The organism is Pinisolibacter aquiterrae (genome assembly GCF_019160155.1).
Lineage (GTDB): Bacteria > Pseudomonadota > Alphaproteobacteria > Rhizobiales > Ancalomicrobiaceae > Pinisolibacter > Pinisolibacter aquiterrae.
This window is the reverse complement of sequence record NZ_JAFNIH010000025.1, coordinates 121,530-144,180: the sequence shown is the minus strand read 5'-3', so window position 1 is coordinate 144,180 and position 22,651 is coordinate 121,530. Positions and strand designations below refer to the sequence as shown.

Annotated in this window: 19 protein-coding genes and 1 tRNA gene; all 20 read left to right on the top strand. The window is 67.5% G+C overall.

Translation table 11 applies throughout. The annotated features are described in order from the left end of the window. Positions 1-70 precede the first annotated feature (70 nt). Positions 71-805, top strand: a complete 735-nt coding sequence (locus tag J3S89_RS10125; protein ID WP_217927392.1) for a respiratory nitrate reductase subunit gamma — start codon at positions 71-73, stop codon at positions 803-805. A 5-nt stretch (positions 806-810) separates the two neighbouring features. After that, positions 811-2,331, top strand: coding sequence for a sulfate reduction electron transfer complex DsrMKJOP subunit DsrK (gene dsrK / locus J3S89_RS10120; protein ID WP_217927390.1), 1,521 nt, complete (start codon positions 811-813; stop codon positions 2,329-2,331). 29 nt (positions 2,332-2,360) lie between these two features. Continuing rightward, positions 2,361-4,307 (top strand): NAD(P)-binding protein, encoded by a 1,947-nt coding sequence (locus tag J3S89_RS10115; RefSeq protein WP_217927389.1) that lies wholly within the window; start codon positions 2,361-2,363, stop codon positions 4,305-4,307. Between the two features lies 1 nt (position 4,308). After that, entirely contained in the window at positions 4,309-4,782 is a 474-nt protein-coding gene (locus J3S89_RS10110; protein WP_217927388.1) for a hypothetical protein, read from the top strand. Then, positions 4,779-5,585: a sulfate reduction electron transfer complex DsrMKJOP subunit DsrO gene (gene dsrO / locus J3S89_RS10105; protein WP_217927387.1), complete on the top strand. Its 807-nt coding sequence runs from the start codon at positions 4,779-4,781 to the stop codon at positions 5,583-5,585. Before J3S89_RS10110 ends, dsrO begins: the two co-directional genes overlap by 4 nt. An 11-nt stretch (positions 5,586-5,596) precedes the next feature. Further along, a complete protein-coding gene (gene nrfD, locus J3S89_RS10100; protein ID WP_217927386.1) occupies positions 5,597-6,769 on the top strand; it encodes an NrfD/PsrC family molybdoenzyme membrane anchor subunit in 1,173 nt (390 codons plus the stop codon). Positions 6,770-6,772: 3 nt separating this feature from the next. Then, the gene (locus tag J3S89_RS10095) at positions 6,773-8,287 is read left to right on the top strand and encodes a cobyrinic acid a,c-diamide synthase CobB (RefSeq protein WP_217927384.1); all 1,515 of its coding nucleotides are present in this window, start codon (positions 6,773-6,775) and stop codon (positions 8,285-8,287) included. Continuing rightward, on the top strand, positions 8,284-8,604 hold the full coding sequence (locus tag J3S89_RS10090; protein WP_217927383.1) for a TusE/DsrC/DsvC family sulfur relay protein: 321 nt from the start codon (positions 8,284-8,286) through the stop codon (positions 8,602-8,604). The genes J3S89_RS10095 and J3S89_RS10090 overlap by 4 nt, the downstream gene beginning before the upstream one ends. 238 nt (positions 8,605-8,842) lie before the next feature. Beyond that, on the top strand, positions 8,843-10,120 hold the full coding sequence (locus J3S89_RS10085; RefSeq protein WP_217927382.1) for an NAD(P)/FAD-dependent oxidoreductase: 1,278 nt from the start codon (positions 8,843-8,845) through the stop codon (positions 10,118-10,120). Positions 10,121-10,477: 357 nt separating this feature from the next. Further along, positions 10,478-12,346 carry a SulP family inorganic anion transporter gene (locus J3S89_RS10080; protein ID WP_217927381.1) on the top strand — a complete coding sequence of 623 codons (1,869 nt, stop codon included), beginning with the start codon at positions 10,478-10,480 and terminating at the stop codon, positions 12,344-12,346. Between the two features lie 70 nt (positions 12,347-12,416). Continuing rightward, the gene (locus J3S89_RS10075) at positions 12,417-15,293 is read left to right on the top strand and encodes a molybdopterin oxidoreductase family protein (RefSeq protein WP_217927380.1); all 2,877 of its coding nucleotides are present in this window, start codon (positions 12,417-12,419) and stop codon (positions 15,291-15,293) included. Beyond that, positions 15,290-16,030 (top strand): 4Fe-4S dicluster domain-containing protein, encoded by a 741-nt coding sequence (locus J3S89_RS10070; RefSeq protein ID WP_217927379.1) that lies wholly within the window; start codon positions 15,290-15,292, stop codon positions 16,028-16,030. The genes J3S89_RS10075 and J3S89_RS10070 overlap by 4 nt, the downstream gene beginning before the upstream one ends. Positions 16,031-16,046: 16 nt before the next feature. Continuing rightward, positions 16,047-16,985, top strand: a complete 939-nt coding sequence (locus tag J3S89_RS10065) for a dimethyl sulfoxide reductase anchor subunit family protein (RefSeq protein ID WP_217927378.1) — start codon at positions 16,047-16,049, stop codon at positions 16,983-16,985. A gap of 79 nt (positions 16,986-17,064) precedes the next feature. Next, the gene (locus J3S89_RS10060) at positions 17,065-17,292 is read left to right on the top strand and encodes a sulfurtransferase TusA family protein (protein ID WP_217927377.1); all 228 of its coding nucleotides are present in this window, start codon (positions 17,065-17,067) and stop codon (positions 17,290-17,292) included. Between the two features lie 99 nt (positions 17,293-17,391). After that, positions 17,392-17,526, top strand: a complete 135-nt coding sequence (locus J3S89_RS23380; RefSeq protein WP_274383157.1) for a hypothetical protein — start codon at positions 17,392-17,394, stop codon at positions 17,524-17,526. A gap of 87 nt (positions 17,527-17,613) precedes the next feature. Then, a tRNA-Ser gene (locus J3S89_RS10055) sits at positions 17,614-17,703 on the top strand. Between the two features lie 46 nt (positions 17,704-17,749). Continuing rightward, on the top strand, positions 17,750-18,829 hold the full coding sequence (locus J3S89_RS10050) for an OpgC family protein (protein WP_217927376.1): 1,080 nt from the start codon (positions 17,750-17,752) through the stop codon (positions 18,827-18,829). Positions 18,830-18,834: 5 nt separating this feature from the next. Then, positions 18,835-19,578, top strand: a complete 744-nt coding sequence (locus J3S89_RS10045; RefSeq protein ID WP_217927375.1) for an SGNH/GDSL hydrolase family protein — start codon at positions 18,835-18,837, stop codon at positions 19,576-19,578. 62 nt (positions 19,579-19,640) lie between these two features. Further along, positions 19,641-20,498, top strand: a complete 858-nt coding sequence (locus tag J3S89_RS10040; RefSeq protein ID WP_217927374.1) for an SGNH/GDSL hydrolase family protein — start codon at positions 19,641-19,643, stop codon at positions 20,496-20,498. A 162-nt stretch (positions 20,499-20,660) separates the two neighbouring features. Further along, a complete protein-coding gene (locus J3S89_RS10035; protein ID WP_217927373.1) occupies positions 20,661-22,616 on the top strand; it encodes a methyl-accepting chemotaxis protein in 1,956 nt (651 codons plus the stop codon). The last annotated feature ends 35 nt before the right edge of the window (positions 22,617-22,651 follow it).

Sequence of the window (22,651 nt, the reverse complement as noted above, 5' to 3'; positions counted from 1 at the left end):
CGGGCGCGCCTTCGCCCGAACGGACGTCATCGACCGATCAGGTCCTTTTGCGGATGGCAGGGGAACGCCCGTGCTGACGACGATCTACGCTTGTCTCTTCTATGGCGCGACGGCGATCTTCCTCGCCGGCATGGTGTTGCGCATCACGCGCTTCGCCCGCACCCCGGCGCCGCTCAAGATTCCGACCATGCCGGCCCCGACCACCAAGTCGGGTGTGGCCTACCGTCTCTTGCGCGAGGTGACGGTGTTCGAGAGCCTGTTCCGGGCCAACAAGTGGATCTGGGCCTTCGGGTGGATCTTCCACGTGGCGCTGGCGGTCGTGCTGATCCGTCACTTGCGCTACTTCGTCCAGCCGGTGCCGAGCCTGCTCGCCCTGATGCAGCCCCTCGGCGTTCTCGCCGGCTTCGCCATGGTCGCGGGCCTCGCGGGCCTCTGGGGCCGCCGCCTGATCGTGCCGCGCATCCGCTACATCACCGGGCCGTCGGACCATCTGATGCTGGCGCTGCTGGTGGCGATCGGCTGCTCCGGGCTCCTGATGAAATTCGTCGCCCACACCGACATCGTCGCGGTGAAGACCTTCTTCCTCGGCCTGATGCGCTTCGACATCCAGCCGCTGCCGAGCGATCCGATCCTGCTCGTCCATCTCGGGCTGGTGGCGACGCTGATGATCGTCTTCCCGTTCTCCAAGCTGGTGCATGCCGCCGGCGTGTTCTTCTCGCCCTCGCGCAATCAAGTCGACGACAGCCGTGAACGTCGTCATCTGGCGCCGTGGGCGGCGAAGCTCGAAGCCGACCGCGCGAGGTGAGACCCATGGATGCGATCGTTCCCGGCTCGGATGCCGACCGTCTCGATCCGCTCGAGATCCCGACGCTGTGCCCCGGCGCCATGGCTGCCTCGCAGCCGTGGGGCGCCTCGCCCGACCACCAGAAGGCGCTCGGTTTCCCGGGCGAGCTGGTCGACGACTGGCAGAACGTCGCCATCGCCAAGATGGGCGAGCTTCTGGAAAAGAACCGCGCGCTCCGGGTCTATCTCGACTCTTGCGTGAAGTGCGGCGCCTGCACCGACAAGTGCCACTATTTCCTCGGCACCGGCGACCCGAAGAACATGCCGGTCGCCCGCCAGGACCTGCTGCGCAAGGTCTACCGTCGCTATTTCACCTTCACGGGGAAATATTTCCCCGGTCTCGTCGGCGCGGAAGAGCTGACGAAGGAGGTGATCGACGACTGGTACTCCTATTTCCATCAGTGCTCGCAGTGCCGGCGCTGTTCGGTGTTCTGTCCCTACGGGATCGACACGGCCGAGATTTCGATGGCCGGCCGCGAGATCCTCGATGCGATCGGCAAGGGACAGAAATACTGCAACGAGATCATCGGCAAGGTCCACACGATCGGCAACAACCTCGGCCTCAACAAGAACGCGCTGCGTTCGACGTTGGAGGGCCTCGAGGAGGACATCGAGGACGACATCGGTGTGCCGGTGAAGCTGCCGCTCGACGTCAAGGGCGCCGACATCCTGCTGGTCACGCCCTCGGCCGACTTCTTCGCCGAGCCGCACGTCGACGGGCTGATAGGCTACGCGAAGGTGTTCCACGCCGCCGGCGCCAGCTGGACGATTTCGTCCTACGCCTCGGAGGCGGCGAATTTCGGCATGTTCATCGGCTCCTACGAGCAGATGCGGCTGATCTCTCTGCGCATTCGCGAGGCGGCGCTCGATCTCGGCGTCAAGCGCATCGTCTTCGGTGAATGCGGGCATGCCTGGCGCGTCGCCTATTCGTTCCTCAACACGCTCGCCGGTCCCTTCGACTTCCTCGACCAGCGCTACCCGATCCCGCAGCACATCTGCGAGTACACCTGGGATCTGATCCAGAAGGGGGCGCTCGAGTTCGACAAGTCGAAGAACGACCACATCCGGCTCACCTATCACGACAGCTGCAACGTCGCCCGCGCCACCCGCATGGGCGACCAGCCGGGCGGCCAGTTCGAGATTCCGCGCGCCATCCTGAAGACGGTCTGCAACCATTACTTCGACATGGCGCAGGACACGATCCGCGATCAGACCTTCTGTTGCGGCGGCGGCGGCGGGCTCCTGACCGACGAGTTGATGGACATCCGCAAGAAGGGGGCGAGCCCCCGCATGAAGGCGCTGAAGACCGTCGCCGAAGATCACGGCGTCACGCACATGGCGGCGATCTGCGCCATCTGCAAGACCCAATTCGCCAAGGTGATGCCCGACTGGGGCTTCGAGCGCGACTCCATCCTCAGCGTCCACCAGCTCGTCTCCAACGCCATCATCCTTCAGAAGCCCAAGCAAGAAAACGACGACGACCGCTGAAGCGGCGCGAATGGTCCTGGGAGGACGTCATGAACGAGAGCCCGAACCCCAAGAAGTTGACCTTCCGTCGTTTCGAGAACGGCGAGTCCATGTGGAATTGGGACGATCTTCAGGAGAAGATCTTCACCGCCGACAAGTCGCACAAGTGCCCGACCTACATCCACCGCGCCCCGCCGTGTCAGGCCGGCTGCCCGTCGGGCCACGACATCCGCGGCTGGCTCGCCATCGCCCGCGGCCAGGACAAGGCCCCCGACGGCCGGCCGTGGCAGGCCTATGCCTTCGACCGCATGGTCGAGGCCAATCCGTTCCCGTCCGTCATGGGTCGCGTCTGCCCGGCGCCGTGCGAGGACGGCTGCAACCGCAACGAGGTCGACGATTTCGTCGGCATCAACGCGGTCGAGCAATATGTCGGCGACTGGGCGATCGACAACGGTCTCGCCCTGCCGAAGCCGGAGGCCGAGACCGGCAAGAAGGTCGCGGTGATCGGTGGCGGCCCGGCCGGCCTCGCCGCCGCCGGGTTCCTGCGCCGCAAGGGCCACGCCGTGACCCTGTTCGAGGCCCATGACCGCCTCGGCGGCATGATGCGCTTCGGCATCCCCGGCTATCGTACGCCGCGTGACCGTCTCGACGCCGAGATCGACCGGATCATCGCCACCGGCATCGAGGTCCGGCTCAACACCCGCGTCGGCACCGACGTGAGCCTCGAGACCCTCGAGGCCGACTTCGACGCGATCTTCTGGGCGCTCGGCGCGCAGAAGGGCCGGCCGCTGCCGGTTCCCGGCAACGACGCCGAGGGATGCATCACCGGCATCGAGTTCCTCGACGCCTTCAACCAGGGCTGGGTCTTCTCGACCGCGCCGCGCGTGGTCGTGGTCGGCGGTGGCGACACCTCGATCGACGTCGCCTCGGTCGCCCGCCGCCTCGGCCACATCACCAAGAGGGCCGAGAAGGATCGCGCCGGGTCGGAGACGATGGGCTTCGAGGCCCACGACGTCGCCGGGACGATGGCCCGCGAGGGCGTCAAGGCGACGCTGACCTCGCTGTTCCCGATGGCCAAGATGACGGCGGCCGAGCGCGAACGCGAGGACGCGCTGCGCGAGGGCGTCGACATCCGCGACAGCGTGATGCCGCTCGAGGTGATCTCCGAGGGCGGTCGCGTCACCGGCCTCAGGATGTGCGCCTGCGACATGAAGGGCATGGTGCCGATGCCGCGCGAGGGCACCGAATTCGTCATCGAATGCGACATGATCGTCTCGGCGATCGGCCAGATGGGCGATCTCGCCGAGGGTCTCGCCCGGCTCGACGGCGGTCGTGGCTTCATCGCGGTCGACGGCGTCTATCGGGTTAAGGGCACCGAGAAGCACTTCGCCGGCGGCGACATCGTCAAGCCGCATCTCCTCACCACCGCGATCGGCCACGGCCGCATCGCCTCCGAGGTGATCGATCACTTCCTCGACGGCGAGATGCCGGAGAAGCGACCCAAGATCGACGTCCACCATTTCCGTCTGCTCGAGGAACTCCAGCAACGGCATCTGGAGCCGGAGGCCTACGACCATCTCCAGAAGCGCGGGACCAGCGAAGCCGACTTCGCCATCCACAACTGGGACGATCGCTCGTCGTCGCACGTCGTGCCGCACACCGATCTCTTCAAGGGTCACTTCTCCTACGACCCGCGCGAGCATCGCGCCGAGATCCACGTCGAGGCGGAGAACGTCATCGGCAACTTCCAGGAGCGCATCCAGGGGCTGACCGAGGAGCAGGCGCAACACGAGGGCAAGCGCTGCATGAGCTGCGGCCTCTGCTTCGAGTGCGACGCCTGCGTGATCTACTGCCCGCAGACCGCCATCTCGCGTGTGCCGAAGAAGGAACGGGCGATCGGGCGTTACGTCGAGACCGACTACGCCAAATGCGTCGGCTGCCACATCTGCAAGGACGTCTGCCCGACCGGCTTCATCCAGATGGGTCTGGGGGAGTGACATGACGCGTCGCTCCAACCTCGCCACGCTCCTGTTGTTCCTGGCGACGCTGTTCACGGGCGGCCTCGTCGGGGCGGCGACGGGCTCGGCGATCGAAAGCGCGGTCGCGGCCCCCGCGATCCCCAAGGCGGAAGGCCAATGCGTGGCGCCGCCGGAGGTGATGCGGCGGTCGCACATGACCATGCTGAAGCACACCCGGGACGTCACGGTGCGCGAGGGCGACCGCAAGACCGCCGAGGGCCTCACCGCCTGCATCACCTGCCATGCGGTCAAGGACGCCTCGGGCGCCTTCGTCTCGATCAAGTCGCCGCAGCACTTCTGCCGCGCCTGTCACGACTACGCGGCGGTCAAGGTCGACTGTTTCGAGTGCCACGCCTCGCGTCCCTTGACCGAGAAGACGGCCGAGGCGGCGCACGCCGCCTCGAGCGCCGACCTCGCGGCCCTCGCGGCCTTTGCCCGGGAGACCAGACCATGAGCGGATGCGGCACGGACAAGACCGGCGGATGCGGCGGCGGTTGCGGTTGCGGTTCGGCCGCGCCCTCGGCCGAGACCGCGATCGACGCCGGCCGTCGCGCCTTCCTGGGCGGGGCCGGCGCGGTGGCGGTGACGACACTCGCCCCGACGGTGACCCTGATCGCCTACGGCACCTCGGAGGCCCAGGCGGCCGGCGCCGATCCGGCCAAGCGCTGGGGGCTCCTGATCGACATCTCGAAATGCGCCGACGGCTGCACCGCCTGCGTCACCGCCTGCAAGACCGAGAACGGTTGGGAAGGGGGGGCGGACAACCAGCAGGACAGCCAGTGGATCCGCAAGGTCTCGCTGCGCGATCCGAAGTCGGGGGTGACGCGTTCGGCCCCGGTGATGTGCCAGCACTGCGCCCTTCCGCCTTGCGTCGACGTCTGCCCGACCGGCGCCTCGATGAAGCGGGCGGACGGCATCGTGCTGGTCGACAAGCATCGCTGCATCGGCTGCCGCTACTGCATGATGGCGTGTCCCTACAAGGCGCGGTCCTTCGTCCATCACGAGCTCGAGGACCAGAAGCCGTGGGCGCCGCGCGGCGTCGGCACGGTCGAGAGCTGCACGCTCTGCGTCCACCGGGTCGATCGCGGCGAGGCGCCGGCCTGCGTCTCGGCCTGCGCGACCGCCGGCGGGGCGATGCTCTTCGGCGATCTCAACGATCCCGGCTCCGAGATCGCCAAGGCGGTGGCGAGCGTTCCCACCAAGCAGATCCGTGGCGACCTCGGCGTCGACCCGGGCGTGCGCTACCGCAATCTGTGAGGGGACGGACGATGACCCACATCACCTATACCGAATGCAAGGGTGGGCGCTGGTTCGGCACGGCCTTCGTGGCGCTGCTCGGCGTCCTCGGCATCGGCGCCGCCTCCGCGCTCTACATGGAGATCAACGGCCACGTCGTCTCCGGCATGAACAACTCGGTCGTGTGGGGGCTGCCTCACGTCTTCGCGATCTTCCTGATCCTGGTCGCGTCGGGCGTGCTCAACATCGCCTCGCTCGGCTCGGTCTTCGGCGAGATGGGCTACAAGCCCAAGGCGCGCCTGTCGTCGGTGCTGGCGATCACCTTCCTGGTCGGCGGCCTTTCGGTGCTGGTGCTCGATCTCGGCCGTCCCGATCGGCTGACGGTGGCGATGACCAACTACAACTTCCGATCGATCTTCGCCTGGAACGTGCTGCTCTATTCCGGCTTCGTCGGCATCGTCGGCGCCTATCTGGTGGTGCAGATGACGCGGCGCTGGGAGAGGTTCGTCAAGCCGGTCGGGCTCCTCGCCTTTCTGTGGCGTCTGATCCTGACCACCGGCACCGGCTCGATCTTCGGCTTCCTGGTGGCGCGCTCGGGCTACGGCACCGCGGTGCTGGCGCCGGAATTCATCGCCATGTCTCTGGCGTATGGCCTGGCGGTGTTCCTGCTGATCCGCATCGCCATCGACGACGCCTCCGACCGCCGCCTCGCCGACCTGCTGCTCGATCGGCTGGCGCGTCTTCTGGTGATCTTCGTCGGCTCGGTGCTCTATTTCACCGGCGTCTACCACTTCACGGCGATCTTCTCGCCGGAGCGGGTCGAGTTCGAGGCCTGGATCCTGCTTCACGGCGGGCTCTACACGGGCGTCTTCTGGATCGGCGCGGTGGCGCTCGGCCTGATCGCGCCGATGGCCATGCTCTACAACCGCACCGAAGTGACGCGCGGCCGGGTGGCGCTCGCCAGCGCCCTGGTGATCCTCGGCGGCTTCGCCCAGCTGTGGGTGATCCTGATCGGTGGACAGGTCTTCCCGATGCGTCTCTTCCCCGGATTCGAGGTCTCCTCGAGCTTCGGCGACGGCGTGGTGGCGACCTATGTCCCGAGCCTGCCGGAATTCGGTCTCGGCCTCGGCGGCGTCGCGGTGGCGCTGCTCTTGACCATGATCGCGCTCCGGCTCTTCCGGCTGCTGCCGCACGAGGAGGCCTGAACCATGCCGCGTCTCGTCGTCTCCGCCGCCCACAAGTCGTCCGGCAAGACCACTTTCACGATCGGCCTCGCCGCCGCGCTCGCCCGCATCGGCCGGCGCGTCCAGTGCTTCAAGAAGGGGCCGGACTACATCGATCCGCTGTGGCATCGCCGCGCGTCGGGCCGACCGAGCTACAATCTCGACTTCAACACCCAGACGCCCGACGAGATCGCCGCGCAGGTGGCGGCGCGCGAGGCGGGGCTCGATCTCGCCCTGATCGAGGGCAACAAGGGTCTGCACGACGGGGTCGATCTGGAAGGGGCGGATTCGACCGCCGCGCTCGCCAAGCTCCTGAAGGCGCCGGTCGTGCTGGTGCTCGACGCCTCCGGCATGACGCGCGGCATCGCGCCGCTCCTGATGGGCTATCGGATGTTCGACAGCCAAGTCGACATCGGCGGCGTGGTGGTGAACCGCGTCGCGACCGCGCGCCAGGAAGCGAAGCTGATCGCCGCGATCGAACGCTACACCGACGTGCCGGTGCTCGGCACCATCGGCCGGCGCGCCGATCTGGTGGTCGAGGAGCGTCACCTCGGGCTGACCACGCCGCAGGAGACCGACGACGTCGAGCGCGTCGTCTCCCATCTCGCCGAGACCGTCGCCGGCGGTGTCGACCTCGCCCGGATCGAGGCGCTCGCCGAGAGCCGGGCGCCGACCCCCGATCGGGCCCGCCCGATCGTGGTGCGCGGTGGCAAGGCGTCGCTGCCCCCGGGCGCGCCGACCATCGCGGTCGCCCGCGACGGCGCCTTCTGCTTCTACTACCAGGACGATCTCGAGGCGCTGGAGCGGGCCGGGGCGCGGCTCGAGTTCTTCTCGACCCTCGAGGCGAAGCGTCTGCCGCCGGCCGACGGTCTCTTCATCGGCGGCGGCTTCCCGGAGAGCCACGTCGCGGCGCTCGAGGCCAATGCGAGCCTCAGGGCCGACATCGCCGAGAAGGGCAGGGCGGGCCTGCCGATCTACGCCGAGTGCGGCGGGCTGATGTATCTCTCGCGCAAGATCGTCTGGAACGGCGTCGAGGGCGACATGGTCGGTCTGGTGCCGGGCGACGCGGTCGTCCACGAACGTCCGCAGGGTCGTGGCCTCGTCGTGCTCGAGGAGACCACCGCGATGCCGTGGCCGCGCGGCGGCGCCACGCCCGAGGCGGCCGGGCCGCGCCGCGTGCGGGCGCACGAGTTCCACTACGCCCGGCTCGAGAACCTCGCCCCGGACCTCGCCTACGCCTGGAAGGTGTTGCGCGGCGACGGCATCACCGGCCGCGACGACGGCGTGGTGATCGCCAATACGGTGGCGAGTTTCACCCATCTGCGCGACACCTCGCGCCTCGATTGGGCACGGCGCTTCGTCGCCTTCGTCGAGACGCATCGCGCGGCGCGGCGCGAGGGGCGCGGCGAGCGGATCGCCGGGGCGGCGCCGGCGCCGGTAGGGCGGCGCGGCGATCTCGGCGCGGTCGGCGAGGCGATGGCGTTCGGAGGCCTGCGGTGACCCGACGAGCCCGCCCCGCCACCGACGCCGACGGCTATCTGCTCGACCCCGACGACTGGGACGAGACCTTCGCGCTCGAGACGGCCGCCGCCCTCGGCGTCACCATGACCGAGGAACATTGGGACGTCGTGCGCTTCATGCGGGCGGAGCGCGAGGAACACGGCGTCTCCCCCGACGCCCGCCACGTCATGCGCCACCTCGCGGAGACCCGAGGCGCGCCCCGCAATCGCCTGTTCGAGCTCTTTCCCTACGGCTATCCGGGTCAGGCGTGCCGGATCGCCGGGATGAAGCGCCCCCGTGTCTGGAGTACGGGATGATCCTCGACCCCACCCGAGACCCCGGCGATCTTCACCGAAAGAAAGGTCGATACCGGGTGAAATTTTTGACCCGTGACATGGCGCGGGTCGAAACATGAGAATATTATGAAGGACATAATGGTGGTGTCCTCGTCCGGGCCGTCTCACCGGGGGGTGATCGGTGGAGGCACGACCGAAGAAACAGACCGCCTCGAAGAGGGTCCCAGGACTTCGCGGCGGGCGTGATCAGGAGGGTTCGATGGCTCACATCGTCGTAATGGGCGCCGGTCTCGGCGGCGTCGTCATGGCCTACGAGATGAAGGATCAGCTGCGTCCGGAGGACAAGCTGACCGTCATCACCAAGGATCCGAAATATCATTTCGTCCCGTCGAATCCGTGGATCGCCGTCAAGTGGCGCCAGCGCGAGGACATCCAGATCGATCTGGCGCCGACCTTCGCCAAGCGCGGCATCGGTTTCCGCGCGACGCCGGCCAAGAAGGTGATGCCGACCGAAAACAAGGTCGAGCTCGCCGACGGCTCTTTCATCGACTACGACTTCCTGATCATCGCCACCGGCCCGGAACTGGCCTTCGACGAGATCGAGGGCTTCGGTCCCGAAGGTCACACCCAGTCGATCTGCCACATCGATCACGCCGAGAAGGCGGCCGAGGCCTTCGAGGAGTTCTGCAAGAATCCGCAACCGATCATCATCGGCGCGGCGCAGGGCGCTTCCTGCTTCGGCCCGGCCTACGAGTTCCTCTTCATCGTCGAGACGGAGCTTCGCCGCCGCAAGATCCGCGACAAGGTGCCGATGACCTTCGTCACCGCCGAGCCCTATATCGGCCACCTCGGCCTCGACGGCGTCGGCGACACCAAGGGTCTGCTCGAGAGCGAGATGCGCGGCAAGCACATCAAGTGGATGACCTCTTCGCGGGTGAAGAAGGTCGAAGCGGGCAAGATGACGGTCGAGGAGATCGCCGACGACGGTTCGGTCAAGGCCGAGAAGGAGATGCCGTTCGGTTTCGCGATGATGCTGCCGGCCTTCCGCGGCATCGAGGCGGTGCGCGGCGTCGAGGGTCTCGTCAATCCGCGCGGCTTCATCCTGGTCGACAAGCACCAGTGCAACCCGACCCATCGCAACATCTTCTCGGTCGGCGTCTGCGTCGCCATCCCGCCGATGGGGCCGTCGCCCGTGCCCTGTGGCGTGCCCAAGACCGGCTTCATGATCGAGTCGATGGTCACCGCCACGGCGCAGAACATCGGGCAGATCCTGCGCGGCGGCGTCTCGACCCACGAGGCGACCTGGAACGCGGTCTGCCTCGCCGACTTCGGCGACTCGGGCATCGCCTTCGTCGCCCAGCCGCAGATCCCGCCGCGCAACGTCAACTGGTCGTCGTCGGGCAAGTGGGTGCATGCGGCGAAGATCGGCTTCGAGAAGTACTTCATCCGCAAGATGCGTCGCGGCGAGAGCGAGCCCTTCTACGAGAAGGCGATGCTCGACTTCCTCGGCATCGGCAAGCTGAAGAAGAGCACCTGATGCCAAAGGCCGAGGGTGCGGACGCACCCGGCCTTTGAAGAAGCGCGAATTTCTCATCTGCATCAGAGGCATGAGAAGTTCGCGTCGGGAATACCGTCGGTCATTTTCAATGCCCGACGGCATGACGCATCGACGGCGCCGGGTCCCCGGCGTCGTCCTCCCCCTTCGCGACCGCCCGTCTCGTCCTCCTCGCGGGGATCGAGGAGCGAAAGGTCGTACCCGAAACGGGTCGCCGGGCCTTTCCGCCCGGCGATCAGGACGACCGACCCCTCCGACAGACGAGGGGCGAGAGCGGAGCCCGAACAGGGGCCCGCGAACGACGTCTCGAGGAAACCGACAACGAGGAGGGACCGCGCCTTGGCCGCGTCCGCTCGCATCAGTGCCGTCTTGCCCGCGCTCCTGCCGTTCCTCGGCTGGATGCGGATGAGCGACCGCGCCTCGATCCGAGCCGACCTGATCGCCGGCCTGACCGGGGCGGTCGTGGTGCTGCCGCAGGGCGTCGCCTTCGCCACCATCGCCGGCATGCCGCCGGAATACGGGCTCTATGCCGGCATCGTCCCGACGATCATCGCGGCGCTGTTCGGCTCGTCGTGGCATCTCGTCGCCGGTCCCTCGACCACCGCCTCGCTGGTGCTCTTCACCTCGCTCTCGGCCTTCGCCACGCCGGGGTCGGAGCGCTACGTCGAACTCGCGCTGACGCTCGCGCTGATGGTCGGGGTGATCGAACTCAGCCTCGGCGTCTTCAAGCTCGGGGCGATCGTCAACTTCATCTCCCATTCGGTCGTCGTCGGTTACACGACCGGCGTCGGCATCCTGATCATCGCCCATCAGGTCAAGGGGTTCCTCGGGATCCCCGTCTCCAAGGACGCCGAATTCCTGGAGATCCTGCGGGATTTCGTCTTCGGGCTCGATCAGATCGCCTGGCCGACCTTCGCCGTCGCGATGGCGACCCTTCTGACCGCGATCGCGGTGCGGATCTGGACGCCGCGCATCCCCTACATGATCGTGGCGATCCTCGCGGGCGGGCTCGCGGGCGCGCTGGTCGATCGTTGGATGCCCGGGTCGGTCTCGACCGTCGGGGCGCTGCCGGCGCATCTGCCGCCGCTGTCGATGCCGGATTTCGACCCGGCGACCTGGCGCATGCTGCTGCCGACGGCCTTCGCGGTCGCGGTCTCCGCCTCCAACGAGGTGGTGTCGATCTCGCGGGCGCTGGCGTTGCGTTGCGGTCAGCACGTCGACGCGAACCAGGAGTTCATCGGCCAGGGGCTCGCCAACGGGATCGGCAGTTTCTTCTCCGGCTACGTCGTCTCGGGCTCCTTCAATCGCTCGGCGCTCAATTACGACGCGGGTGCCCGCACACCGCTCTCGGCCCTTTCGGCCGGGGTGCTGCTGGCCGGCATCCTGGTCTTCGCCGCGCCGCTCGCGGCGTGGCTGCCGCATGCGGCGATGGCGGCGACGCTGGTGCTGGTCGGCTGGAGCCTGATCGATCGCAAGCGCATCGCCCAGATCTTGCGCTCGGCCCATTCCGAACGCGCGGTGATGGCGATCACCATCTTCACGGCGCTCTTCGTGCACATCCAGGCGGCGATCCTTGTCGGCGTGGTGCTGTCGCTGATCGTCTATCTCTATCGCACGTCGAAGCCGCAGATCCTCCCGCGCGTGCCCGATCCGATGAGCGGCGGCCGCAAGTTCACCAATCCCGGTCCGACCCTTCCCGAATGTCGCCAGCTGCGCATCATCCGCATCGACGGATCGCTGTTCTTCGGCGCGGTGGCGGCGTTTCAGGACAAGCTCAGGCGCTTCGAGGCGGAGAGCCCGAACCGGCGTCATCTCGCCATCGTCATGAGTGGCGTCAACTTCGTCGATCTCGCCGGCGCCGAGGCGCTGGTCCAGGCGGCGCGGCGGTGGCGGGCGCGCGGCGGCGGGCTCTATCTGATCCGGGTGAAGGAGCGGGTCTGGGACATCCTGGAGAAGGGCGGGCACCTCGACGAGATCGGCCGGGCCAACGTCTTCACCTCCAAGACCGACGCGCTCAGGACCCTCTATCGCAAGTTCGACTACGAGGAATGCAGGAGCTGCGGACTGAACGTCTTCGTCGAATGCGCCCGGATGGGCAAACAGGAACCGCTCGAGGAGGACTTCGAGGAAGAGGTCACGATCGAGAACTGTCCGCCCGAATGGGTGGGCGGCGAGGCGGAGCGGGACGCGCCCGCGCCCGCGAAGTGAACCGTCCGGCGTGACGCCGACGAAGCTGAATCAAGGCCCCTCGCGGGCGAGGCAAGAGGAAACGGGGTTCATGTCGAAGGAGCCGACACCGGATCTGTCGCCCGTCGTCCACGACGAGGTGAAGTACACGACCTGCTACATGTGCGCCTGCCGTTGCGGCATCAAGGTCCACCTCAAGGACGGGATGATCCGCTACATCGAGGGCAACAAGAACCATCCGATCAACAAGGGCGTGATCTGCGGCAAGGGATCCTCCGGGATCATGCAGCATTATGCGCCCTCGCGCCTCCGGAAGCCGCTGAAGCGGGTCGGCAAGCGCGGCGAGGGCGAGTTCGTCGAGATCGAGTGGGAGGAGGCGCTCGGCCTCGCCACCGAATGGCTCGGCGCGATCCGCGCGAGCGATCCCAAGAAGCTCGCCTTCTTCACCGGCCGCGATCAGTCGCAGTCGCTGACCGGCTGGTGGGCGACCCAGTTCGGCACGCCCAATTTCGCCGCCCATGGCGGCTTCTGTTCGGTCAACATGGCGGCCGCCGGGCTCTACACGATCGGCGGCTCGTTCTGGGAGTTCGGCGAGCCCGATTGGGAGCGCGCGAAGTATCTGATCCTGTTCGGCGTCGCCGAGGATCACGATTCCAACCCGATCAAGACCGGCCTCGGCAAGATGAAGGGGCGTGGCGCCAAGGTGGTGTCGGTCAACCCGATCCGCACCGGCTATTCGGCGATCGCCGACGAATGGCTCGGCATCCGGCCGGGTACCGACGGGCTCTTCGTGATGGCGCTCATCCACGAGTTGCTCCACGCCGACAAGATCGATCTCGACTATCTGATCCGCTACACCAACGCGCCGTGGCTCGTCATCGACGCGCCCGGCACCGCCGAGCATGGGCTCTTCGCCCGCGACGCCGCCGGCGATCCGCTCTGCTTCGACCAGACCACCGGCCGGCTGGTGTCGGCGAAGCTGCCCGAGGTGGCGCCGGCGGTCGTGGGCTCGTTCGAGCTTCCCGACGGGCGACAGGCGGTGCCGTCGTTCCAGCGGATCGCCGAGCGCTACATGGACGCGGCCTTTGCGCCGGAGGCGGTCGCGGCCTCCTGCGGCATTCCCGCCGACACGATCCGCCGCATCGCCGCCGAGCTCGCCGAGGTCGCCTTCGAGCAGACGATCGAGCTCGACGTCGAATGGACCGACTGGGCCGGGCGCACCCATTCCAAGATGATCGGCCGCCCCGTGGCGATGCACGCGATGCGCGGCATCTCCGCCCACACCAACGGCTTCCACACCTGCCGGGCGATCCATCTCCTCCAGGTGCTGCTCGGCTCGGTCGAATGCCCCGGCGGCTTCCGCTTCAAGCCGCCGTTCCCCAAGCCGATCCCGCCGGGTCAGAAGCCGGCCGGCAAGACCTCGGCGCCCAACACGCCGCTCGCCGGCCTGCCGCTCGGCTTCACCACCGGGCCGGAGGACCTGATCGTCGACGACGAGGGCCGTCCGATCCGCATCGACAAGGCCTATTCCTGGGAGGCGCCGATCGCCTCACACGGCCTGATGCACATGGTGATCACCAACGCCTGGAAGGGCGATCCTTATCCGATCGACGTGTTGTTCATGTACATGGCCAACATGAGCTGGAACTCGACCATGAACACCAAGGGTGTCATGGACATGTTGACCGACGTCGATCCCAAGACCGGCGAATACAGGATCCCGAAGATCATCTATTCCGACGCCTATGCCTCGGAGATGGTCTCCTACGCCGATCTGATCCTGCCGGACACGACCTATCTCGAGCGCTGGGACTGCATCTCGCTGCTCGACCGGCCGATCTGCGAGGCCGACGGGCCGGCCGACGCGATCCGCCATCCGATCGTCGAGCCCGATCGCGACGTGCGCGCGTTCCAGACCGTGCTGCTCGATCTCGGCGCCCGGCTGAAGCTTCCCGGCATGACCAATCCGGACGGCACGGCGAAGTTCCCCGGCGGCTATCCCGACTACATCGTCAACCACGAGCGCACACCGGGCATCGGTCCGCTCGCCGGTTGGCGCGGCGAGAACGGCGAGACCTTCGGGCGCGGCGCGGTCAATCCGAACCAGCTCGACGCCTATATCGCCCATGAGAGCTTCTGGCATCACGAACTGGCGCCGGATCAGAAGTTCTACAAATTCGCCAACAAGTCCTATCTCGACTTCGCGGTGAAGATGGGCTTCATCGGCCACGCCGATCAGATCGTCATCCAGCTCTATTCCGAGCCGATGCAGAAGTTCCGCCTCGCGGCCGAAGGTCACGGCGCGATCCAGCCACCCGACCATCTGCGCGCCAATCTGAAGGCGGCCTTCGATCCGCTGCCCGTCTGGTACGTGCCGCACGAGGAGGCCTCGGTCGACACCAAGACCTATCCGCTGCACGCGCTGACCCAGCGGCCGATGATCATGTACCACTCCTGGGGTTCGCAGAACGCGTGGCTCCGCCAGATCCTCGGTCGCAACAAGCTCTATGTCGCCACCTCCAAGGCGCGCGACCTCGGGCTCGACGACGGCGATTGGGTGCGCGTCACCAGCCACAACGGCTCGATCAAGGTGCAGATCAAGACCATGGAGGGGCTCAACCCCGACACCGTCTGGACCTGGAACGCGATCGGCAAGCGCTCGGGTTCGTGGAACCTCGCCCCCGACGCGCCGGAGGCGAAGAAGGGCTTCCTGCTCAATCACCTGATCTCGGAGCTGCTGCCGCCGCGGTCGGACGGGCGCCGGCTCTCCAACTCCGATCCGATCACCGGACAGGCGGCGTGGTTCGACCTGCGCGTGCGCATCGAGAAGGTGGCGGCGGGGGCGGAGATCACCGAGCCGCAATTCCCGACCCTGCCGCGCGTCGTCGGTCTCGACCCGGCGCCGGCGATCAACGACTACGGCGCCCATTTCGCTCCCGATCACGACCCGAAGAGGACCCGCGCATGACTTCGCTGCCCGCGACCCGGCCCGAAAAGCGCCTCGGCCTCGCCATCGATCTCGACACCTGCGTCGGCTGTCATGCCTGCGCGACCAACTGCAAGGAATGGAACACCGGCGGCATCTCCGGCCCGCTGACCGACGTCAACGCCTATGCCGCCGAACAGCACGGCGTGTGGTTCAACCGCGTCTTCACCTACGAGGTGGGCGGGGAGGGGGAGGCGGGCCGCACGGTCCACTTCCCGAAGAACTGTCTCCATTGCGAGAACCCGGCCTGCGTCACGGTGTGTCCGACCGGCGCCTCCTACAAGCGGTCGGAGGACGGCATCGTCCTGGTCGATCACGACAAGTGCATCGGCTGCAAACTGTGCTCCTGGGCCTGCCCCTACGGCGCGCGCGAATACGACGAAGTCCAGGGCGTGATGAAGAAGTGCACGCTCTGCGTCGACAAGATCTACAACCAGAACCTCCCCGAGGAAGACCGGGTGCCGGCCTGCGTCGCGGCGTGCCCGTCCAAGGCGCGTCACTTCGGCGACTTCGCCGATCCGAATTCGACCGTCTCGAAGTTGACGGCCGAGCGCGGTGGCTATGATCCGATGCCGGAGAAGGGCTATCGCCCGACCTCGAAATATCTGCCGCCGCGCCCCGGCCGTCGTGGCGCGGCGCCGGCGGCGACCGCCGCCACCGCGAGCCTCGAAGGCGCCGGCCGCTTCCTGAAGTGGGTCGACCGGATCCTGACGCGTTGAGAAGGACGACGAGACGATGCATCCCGCCTATTCCGTCATCTTCTTCACGACCGCCTCGGGCGCCGGCTACGGTCTCTTGATCCTCGCCGCGATCTTCGCCGTCGGCGGTCTCCTGCCGGCGACGAGCCTCCTCGGCTTCGTCGTGGTCGGCCTCGCCCTCGGGCTGATCGGGGGAGGGCTCTTGTCCTCCACCTTCCATCTCGGCCGGCCCGAACGGGCGATCAACGCCTTCTCGCAGTGGCGCACCTCGTGGTTGTCGCGCGAGGGCGTTCTGGCGGTCGCCACCTTCCTGCCGGCCGGTCTCTTCGGCATCGGCTGGGTGTTCCTCGGCAAGACCACCGGCTTCTTCGGCTGGATGGGCGTCGCCGCGGCTCTGCTCGCCGGCGCCACGGTGATCGCCACGTCGATGATCTACGCCAGCCTCTCCACCATCCGGCAATGGAACCTCGCCACGGTGCCGGTCGCCTATCTCGGCCTCGGGCTGATGTCGGGCGCGGTCCTGCTCGCGGTCGTCACGCGCCTCTTCGGCGTCCACACCCCGGCGGTCGACGTGGTGGCGATCGCCTCGATCGTGATCGCCTGGGGCGTCAAGCTCGCCTATTGGACCACCATCGATCGGCTCCAGCCGACCAGCGATCTCGGCACCGCCACCGGCCTCGGCCGTTTCGGCGCCGTGCGTCTGCTCGAGCAGCCGCATACGGAGGCGAATTTCCTGATGCACGAGATGGGCTTCGTGGTGGCGCGCAGACATGCCCGCCGGCTGCGCTCACTCGCCCATGTCGCGCTCTTCGCGCTGCCGCTGATGCTCACCGTCGCCGCGCTCTGGGCGCCCGCGGTGACGGCCGCGGTGATGGCGGTCGGCGCGGTCGGCTCGCTCGCCGTCGGCCTCCTGGTCGAACGCTGGTTGTTCTTTGCGGAAGCCCGGCACGACTGCATGATCTGGTACGGCCGCTGAGACGGCCGACCCGAACCCTTCCCCGCGTTCGCGCGTGGGGAACACCTTCAACGAAGAAACTCCAAGGGAGACGAACGCCATGGCCGACATGACCCTCGACGCCAAGGGACTGAATTGCCCGCTGCCGATCATCAAGACCAAGAAGATGCTGAAGGACGTGCCGTCGGGCGGCACGCTCGAGGTGCTCTCGACCGACCCCGGCTCGGTCGCCGACTTCGACGCCTTCTGCCGCACCACCGGCAACACGATGGTGGAGAAGAGCGCCGACGCGGGCGTGTTCCGCTTCGTGATCAAGCACACCGCCTGACGACGACGGCGGATCGGGACGCTTCGCCTTTTTCTCGCCACGGATGAGGACGAGGGGAGGCGACCCGGCCGCCGGGGCAATGCGCGGCGAGGATCGAGCATGGACGAATTCGAGCCGACAGACACCTCCGCCGCCATGCGTCGCCGCGACCTGATCGGCATGGTGATTCTCGCCCTGGTCGCGGCCGCCCTGATCGTCGTCGCCGTCGTCCTCGGGGGTGGCCTCAGCGACTGACGGCGCCTCCGGCGTCACCGGGGGACATCACGCCGCCACACCTCGCCTCTTGAAGTTCCCGATGGTTCCGGCCATTGAAGGCGCGACGGAAGCGTGGCCGAGTGGTTTAAGGCAGCGGTCTTGAAAACCGCCGTGGGTGCAAGCCCACCGTGGGTTCGAATCCCACCGCTTCCGCCAAGACGCGCGGTCTCCGGTTCGTCCATCGAGGAGCGAAGGGGCGGACATGCCGCGCGCGATCAACGTCGTCGACTTCTGGCGCGGCTTCGCCCTGGTCGAGATCTTCGTCAATCACATCCCCGGCAACGTCTACGAGCAGTTCACCCACAAGGCGCTGTCGCTGTCGGATTCGGCCGAGCTCTTCGTCTTTCTGGCGGGCTGGTCGCTGAAATACGTCGAAGGCCCGGCCCATGCGCCGCGTCCGACCGTGCACGTGGTCGGCCGGCTGGGGCTTCGCGCCGGCAAGCTCTACGCCGCCCACATGGTCATCGTGATGATGGCGATCGCGATGCTGGCGGTCACCTCGCTTTGGCTCGACAATCCGCTGATCCTCGAATGGTTCAACGCCGGGGCGGTCTTCACCGATCCGATCGAGGCGCACATCGGTCTGGTCTTTCTGACCCATCAGCTCGGCTATTTCGACATCCTGCCGCTCTATGTCGTGCTGCTCTGCCTGTCGCCGCTCGTGGTGATCCTCCACCGACGATGGCCGGCGCTGCTCTTGCCGGTCTCGGCGGCCGTCTACCTGACCGCGCTCGTCGGACAGATCACCTTCCCGACCTGGCCGACGCAGGGGGAGTGGTTCTTCAATCCGCTGTGCTGGCAGTTCGACTTCGTTCTGGGTTTTCTCCTGTCGCGCCCCGAGGGCCTCGGTGGCTTCGCGGCGCGGCACATGACGGCGATCCGCGTGATCGCGCTGCCGCTGATCGTCGCCGCCGCGGTTCTGCGCCTCGAAGGGATCGAGCTCGATCCGACCATGGCGCCGTTCCCGCGTCTGCTCTTCGTCAACGACAAGAGCTTCCTGACGCCGACCCGGATCGTCCATTTCCTGCTTCTCGCCACCCTCTTCGCGCCGACCTTCACGTTCTTCGAGCGCTACGTTCCTCGGTTCGCGGGGGCGTTGTCGCTGCTCGGGCGGCATTCGCTGCTGGTGTTCTGTCTCGGCTCGATTCTCAGTCTCGCCGGGCAGATCCTTCGATTTGCGTTCAGGGGCGGTTTGCCTTTGGATACGATCGTCGTCTGCGTTGGGCTGGCGATCTCGTTCGTCGTGGCCCGGGGGGCCGACTGGTGGGAGCGCGCTCGATGACGACGATGGGACGTCGGGTCCGGATCGCCCTCTTCCTCACCGCGCTCGCGTCGGCGACGGGCGCGCGGGCCGAGGCGCCGGTCGCGCCCTCGTCCTCTGCCTGCGGGCTCGCGGCCGGCGACGCGACGGCGATCGCCTTTCCCAATCTCGAGCGCGCGATGAAGGAACGCAAGCGCATCGTCGCCGTGGCGATCGGCAGTTCCGTCGTCGGCGGGAGCTTCCGCAACGGCGATTATTACGAGCTGGTCGAGGGGTTTCTGGAAAAGACCTTCAAGGGCCTCGACGTGGTGGTGGTCCAGCGCGGCGTCTCCGGCGAGCTCGCGCGCGACGCCGCCGACCGGATCCGGCTCGAGGTCGCCCGATCCGCGCCCGACGTCGTCTTCTGGCAGGTCGGCACGGCCGATGCGATGGCCGGCCTCGATCCGGCGGAGATCGGCGAGACGGTGCGCGACACCATTCGCTGGCTGAAGGACCACGGCGTCGACGTCGTCCTGATCGGCCTCCACTACACCCCGGTTCTGCGCAACGACGCCGAATATCAGGCGGTGCGCGCGATGATCACCCAGGTCGCGCGCGAGGAGAGGGTGCTGCGGGTGCGCCGCTACGAGGTCGGCGAGACCTTGGAGAAGCTGCGCGCCGGCAAGGCCGACACCGCCACCAGCGGCGAGGTCGCGACCCGGACCGACGGCTGCATGGCCGAGGATCTGGCGCGGTCGCTGGCGACCGGGCTCTTCGCGAGACGGCCATGATCGGGGCCGCGCGCGACCTCTTCCCCTTCCCACGATCCCCTTCCGCCACCGAGCGAGGCCCCATGACGACGTCGAGCGACGAGGCACGATCGCGAAGCCCGAGGACCCCGCAGCGGCGGTTCGCGCTCGTGGCGGCGGGGCTCGCCGCCGGTCTGATGGTGGCGATGCCGTCGCTGGCCTCCGCCGAGGCCGCGCCGGCCGAGCCGGTCTGTGCCGCCCCCCCGGAAGGGGTCCGGCTTCATCGCCCGTTGCCGCGCTTCTACAAGCGCTGGGTCGACGGCGGGCCGCTGAAGATCGTCGCGCTCGGGTCGTCCTCGACCTTCGGGCTCGGCGCGTCGAGCCCGGAACGGTCCTATCCGAGCCGGCTCGAGGCGGAGCTGCGCCGCGCCGCGCCCGGGCGTTCGATCACCGTCGTCAATCGCGGCGTCAACGGCAACGAGACCCGAGACGAGATGCTGCGCTTCGATCGCGACGTCCTCGCCGAGCGTCCCGACCTGGTGATCTGGCAGATCGGCACCAACGTGCTTCTCGCCGGCCACGACATGTGGTCGGTGTTTCTCGACGCGCGCGCCGGGATCGCCCGTCTCCAGGCGCAAGGGTCCGACGTGCTCCTGATGAACATGCAATATTCGCCGCGCGTGCTGGCGCGGTCGAACTACGAGGCGATGCTCGATCTCATCGCCGTCACCGGGCGCGAGACGCGGGTGGACGTGTTCGATCGCTTCGCCGTCATGAAGAGCTGGCATCGCGATCGCCACTATCCGTTCGAGACCTTCGTCACCGAGGACGGGCTGCACATGAACGACTGGTCCTACGGCTGCGTCGCGCATCTCCTCGCCGGGGCGATCCTGGAGGCGCGTCCGCACGGGCGTGGTCCCGGACCGGCTGCGGCTCGAGACGACGCCGCCCGTGCCGATTGAGCGGCGCCTCGGCGCGGCGTCCGGCGATCCTTCGGTGAAATCTGCGGGGCCCGGCGTTTTCGACGCCACGTAAACGTCCTCTCAACCATCACACTTCATCGTCCGCTCATATACGAGCGCGGCACGAGTATGAGTGTGGCACTGGCGCAGCGGGAGACGTCGATGGGCACCGATCTGAACATGGCATCCGTGAGCGCCTTCATGGGGCGATCGAGCATGCCACGGCGCGGCCGGGTCGACCTGTGGGCCGATTGCGAGAAGGTCGTTCCCGCGATCCTGAGCGAGTTCTATCAGGGTCTGCGCCAGAGCGAGGAATTCGGCGAGGCCGTCGCGTCGGACGTCACCGTCGAGCGGCTGAAGGGCGCCCAGGCGGCCCATTGGCGCGAGCTCTTCCGGCCGGAGCTTCCCGCCGATTTCGCGACGCGCAGCAAGACCATCGGCGAGGTTCACGTCAAGATCGCGCTGCCGTCGGGCTGGTACATGGCGGGCTACGCCTTCCTGCTCAAGAAGCTGGTGCCGCATCTCGCCAAGCGCCATCGCTTCTCGCCGGGCGGGTTCGAGGCGGCGGTCGATCTCTTGATCGAACGCGTCTTCACCGACATGATCGTCTCCAACACCGCCTATGAGGACCTCGTCGGCGAGGCCCGCGACGGCAAGGCCTCGCGCGAGAGCGATCTGCGCAACCTGCGCAATGCCGCGCACATGGTCTCCGACACCAACGAAACCGCCCTCGATCTCGCCCAGCTGACCCGCAACACCGTGCTCGTCGGCGAAAACAGCCAGACGATTTCCGCCGCCGCCGCCGAGCTGGTGGCCTCGGTGGAGGAGATCGCCCGCAATTCCGAGAGCGCCTCGTCGGAAGCGGTGGAGACCGATCGCACCGTCGGCGTCGGCCGTTCCGCCGTGCGCGACGTCGCGGCGGCGATCGGCAACATCTCGACTGCGGTCGACGAGACGGCGGCGAGCGTCGACGAACTCTCCAAGGCGTCGGAGCAGATCGGCCAGATCCTGACGGTGATCGAGGGGATCGCCGGCCAGACCAATCTCCTCGCCCTCAACGCCACCATCGAGGCGGCGCGCGCCGGCGAGGCGGGACGCGGCTTCGCCGTGGTCGCCGCCGAGGTCAAGAACCTCGCCAACCAGACGTCGCGCTCGACCGAGGACATCACCCGGCGCATCGCCGCGCTGAAGGCGGGCATGACCGACATCCTGGAGACCATGCAGCGCTCGAACGCCGCCGTGGCCGAGGGGCGCTCGGCGATCGACCGCGCCGCCTCGACCATGGACACCGTCGCGGGGCAGGTCTCCAACGTGACGCTCAAGATGCGGGACATCTCCGAGATTCTCGGCGGGCAGAAGAACACGTCCTCGGAGATCGCCGCGGCGATTTCCCAGGTCGCCGGCACCGCGACGCAGAATCAGTCGATCCTCGTCACGATGAGCGACAAGATCCGCGACAACAACGATCGCTTCGCCGATCTCGCCAAGAGTTGGTTCGAGCCCGATTCGGACCGTTCGATGTGTGAGATGGCGAAGATCGATCACGTCTTCTTCAAGAAGCGGATCCTCGACACGCTGGTCGGCCGTGGCGACTGGAAGCCGGGCGAGATGCCCGATCATCACCAGTGCCGCCTCGGCAAGTGGTACGATTCCATCTCGAAGCCCGAATATCGCGCGCTGCCGGCCTATCGCAATCTGGTCGAGCCGCATGCGCTGGTCCACGCCTTCGGTCTCCAGGCGCTGCGCGCCCATGCCGAGGGCCGCGACGTCGAGGCCTTCGCGGCGATGGAGAAGGTGGGCGAGGCCAGTCATCAGGTGCTGGCGCTGCTCGACGAATTGTCGCAGGCGATCGGCGGCATCGAGATGGGCGAGGAGCGGCGAGGGGACGTGCGTCGCATCGTCGCCCAGCCGGCGATGCTCCAGGTCGACGGGCAGAGCCGTTCCGTCACCATCGTCGATCGCTCGTCGGGCGGCGTGCGTGTCGAAGGTCTGACGCCAAGGGACGTCGGACGTTCGGTCCGCCTGACGCTGCGTGACGGAAGTTGTTGCACAGGACATGCCACTTGGGCCGAGGGCAATCAGGGTGGGATCCGCTTCGAGGCGGTCGCGGCGGAGTGAGACGAGCGCCTCCGGGGGGTGCTCTTTTCACGGCG

Excerpts from the sequence above, each read along its gene's own strand:
- dsrK (WP_217927390.1), top strand. The coding sequence starts at position 811 with ATGGATGCGATCGTTCCCGGCTCGGATGCCGACCGTCTCGATCCGCTC.
- J3S89_RS10115 (WP_217927389.1), top strand. The coding sequence starts at position 2,361 with ATGAACGAGAGCCCGAACCCCAAGAAGTTGACCTTCCGTCGTTTCGAG.
- J3S89_RS10110 (WP_217927388.1), top strand. The coding sequence starts at position 4,309 with ATGACGCGTCGCTCCAACCTCGCCACGCTCCTGTTGTTCCTGGCGACG.
- dsrO (WP_217927387.1), top strand. The coding sequence starts at position 4,779 with ATGAGCGGATGCGGCACGGACAAGACCGGCGGATGCGGCGGCGGTTGC.
- nrfD (WP_217927386.1), top strand. The coding sequence starts at position 5,597 with ATGACCCACATCACCTATACCGAATGCAAGGGTGGGCGCTGGTTCGGC.
- J3S89_RS10095 (WP_217927384.1), top strand. The coding sequence starts at position 6,773 with ATGCCGCGTCTCGTCGTCTCCGCCGCCCACAAGTCGTCCGGCAAGACC.
- J3S89_RS10085 (WP_217927382.1), top strand. The coding sequence starts at position 8,843 with ATGGCTCACATCGTCGTAATGGGCGCCGGTCTCGGCGGCGTCGTCATG.
- J3S89_RS10075 (WP_217927380.1), top strand. The coding sequence starts at position 12,417 with ATGTCGAAGGAGCCGACACCGGATCTGTCGCCCGTCGTCCACGACGAG.
- J3S89_RS10070 (WP_217927379.1), top strand. The coding sequence starts at position 15,290 with ATGACTTCGCTGCCCGCGACCCGGCCCGAAAAGCGCCTCGGCCTCGCC.
- J3S89_RS10065 (WP_217927378.1), top strand. The coding sequence starts at position 16,047 with ATGCATCCCGCCTATTCCGTCATCTTCTTCACGACCGCCTCGGGCGCC.
- J3S89_RS10060 (WP_217927377.1), top strand. The coding sequence starts at position 17,065 with ATGGCCGACATGACCCTCGACGCCAAGGGACTGAATTGCCCGCTGCCG.
- J3S89_RS23380 (WP_274383157.1), top strand. The coding sequence starts at position 17,392 with ATGGACGAATTCGAGCCGACAGACACCTCCGCCGCCATGCGTCGCCGC.
- J3S89_RS10050 (WP_217927376.1), top strand. The coding sequence starts at position 17,750 with ATGCCGCGCGCGATCAACGTCGTCGACTTCTGGCGCGGCTTCGCCCTG.
- J3S89_RS10045 (WP_217927375.1), top strand. The coding sequence starts at position 18,835 with ATGGGACGTCGGGTCCGGATCGCCCTCTTCCTCACCGCGCTCGCGTCG.
- J3S89_RS10040 (WP_217927374.1), top strand. The coding sequence starts at position 19,641 with ATGACGACGTCGAGCGACGAGGCACGATCGCGAAGCCCGAGGACCCCG.
- J3S89_RS10035 (WP_217927373.1), top strand. The coding sequence starts at position 20,661 with ATGGGCACCGATCTGAACATGGCATCCGTGAGCGCCTTCATGGGGCGA.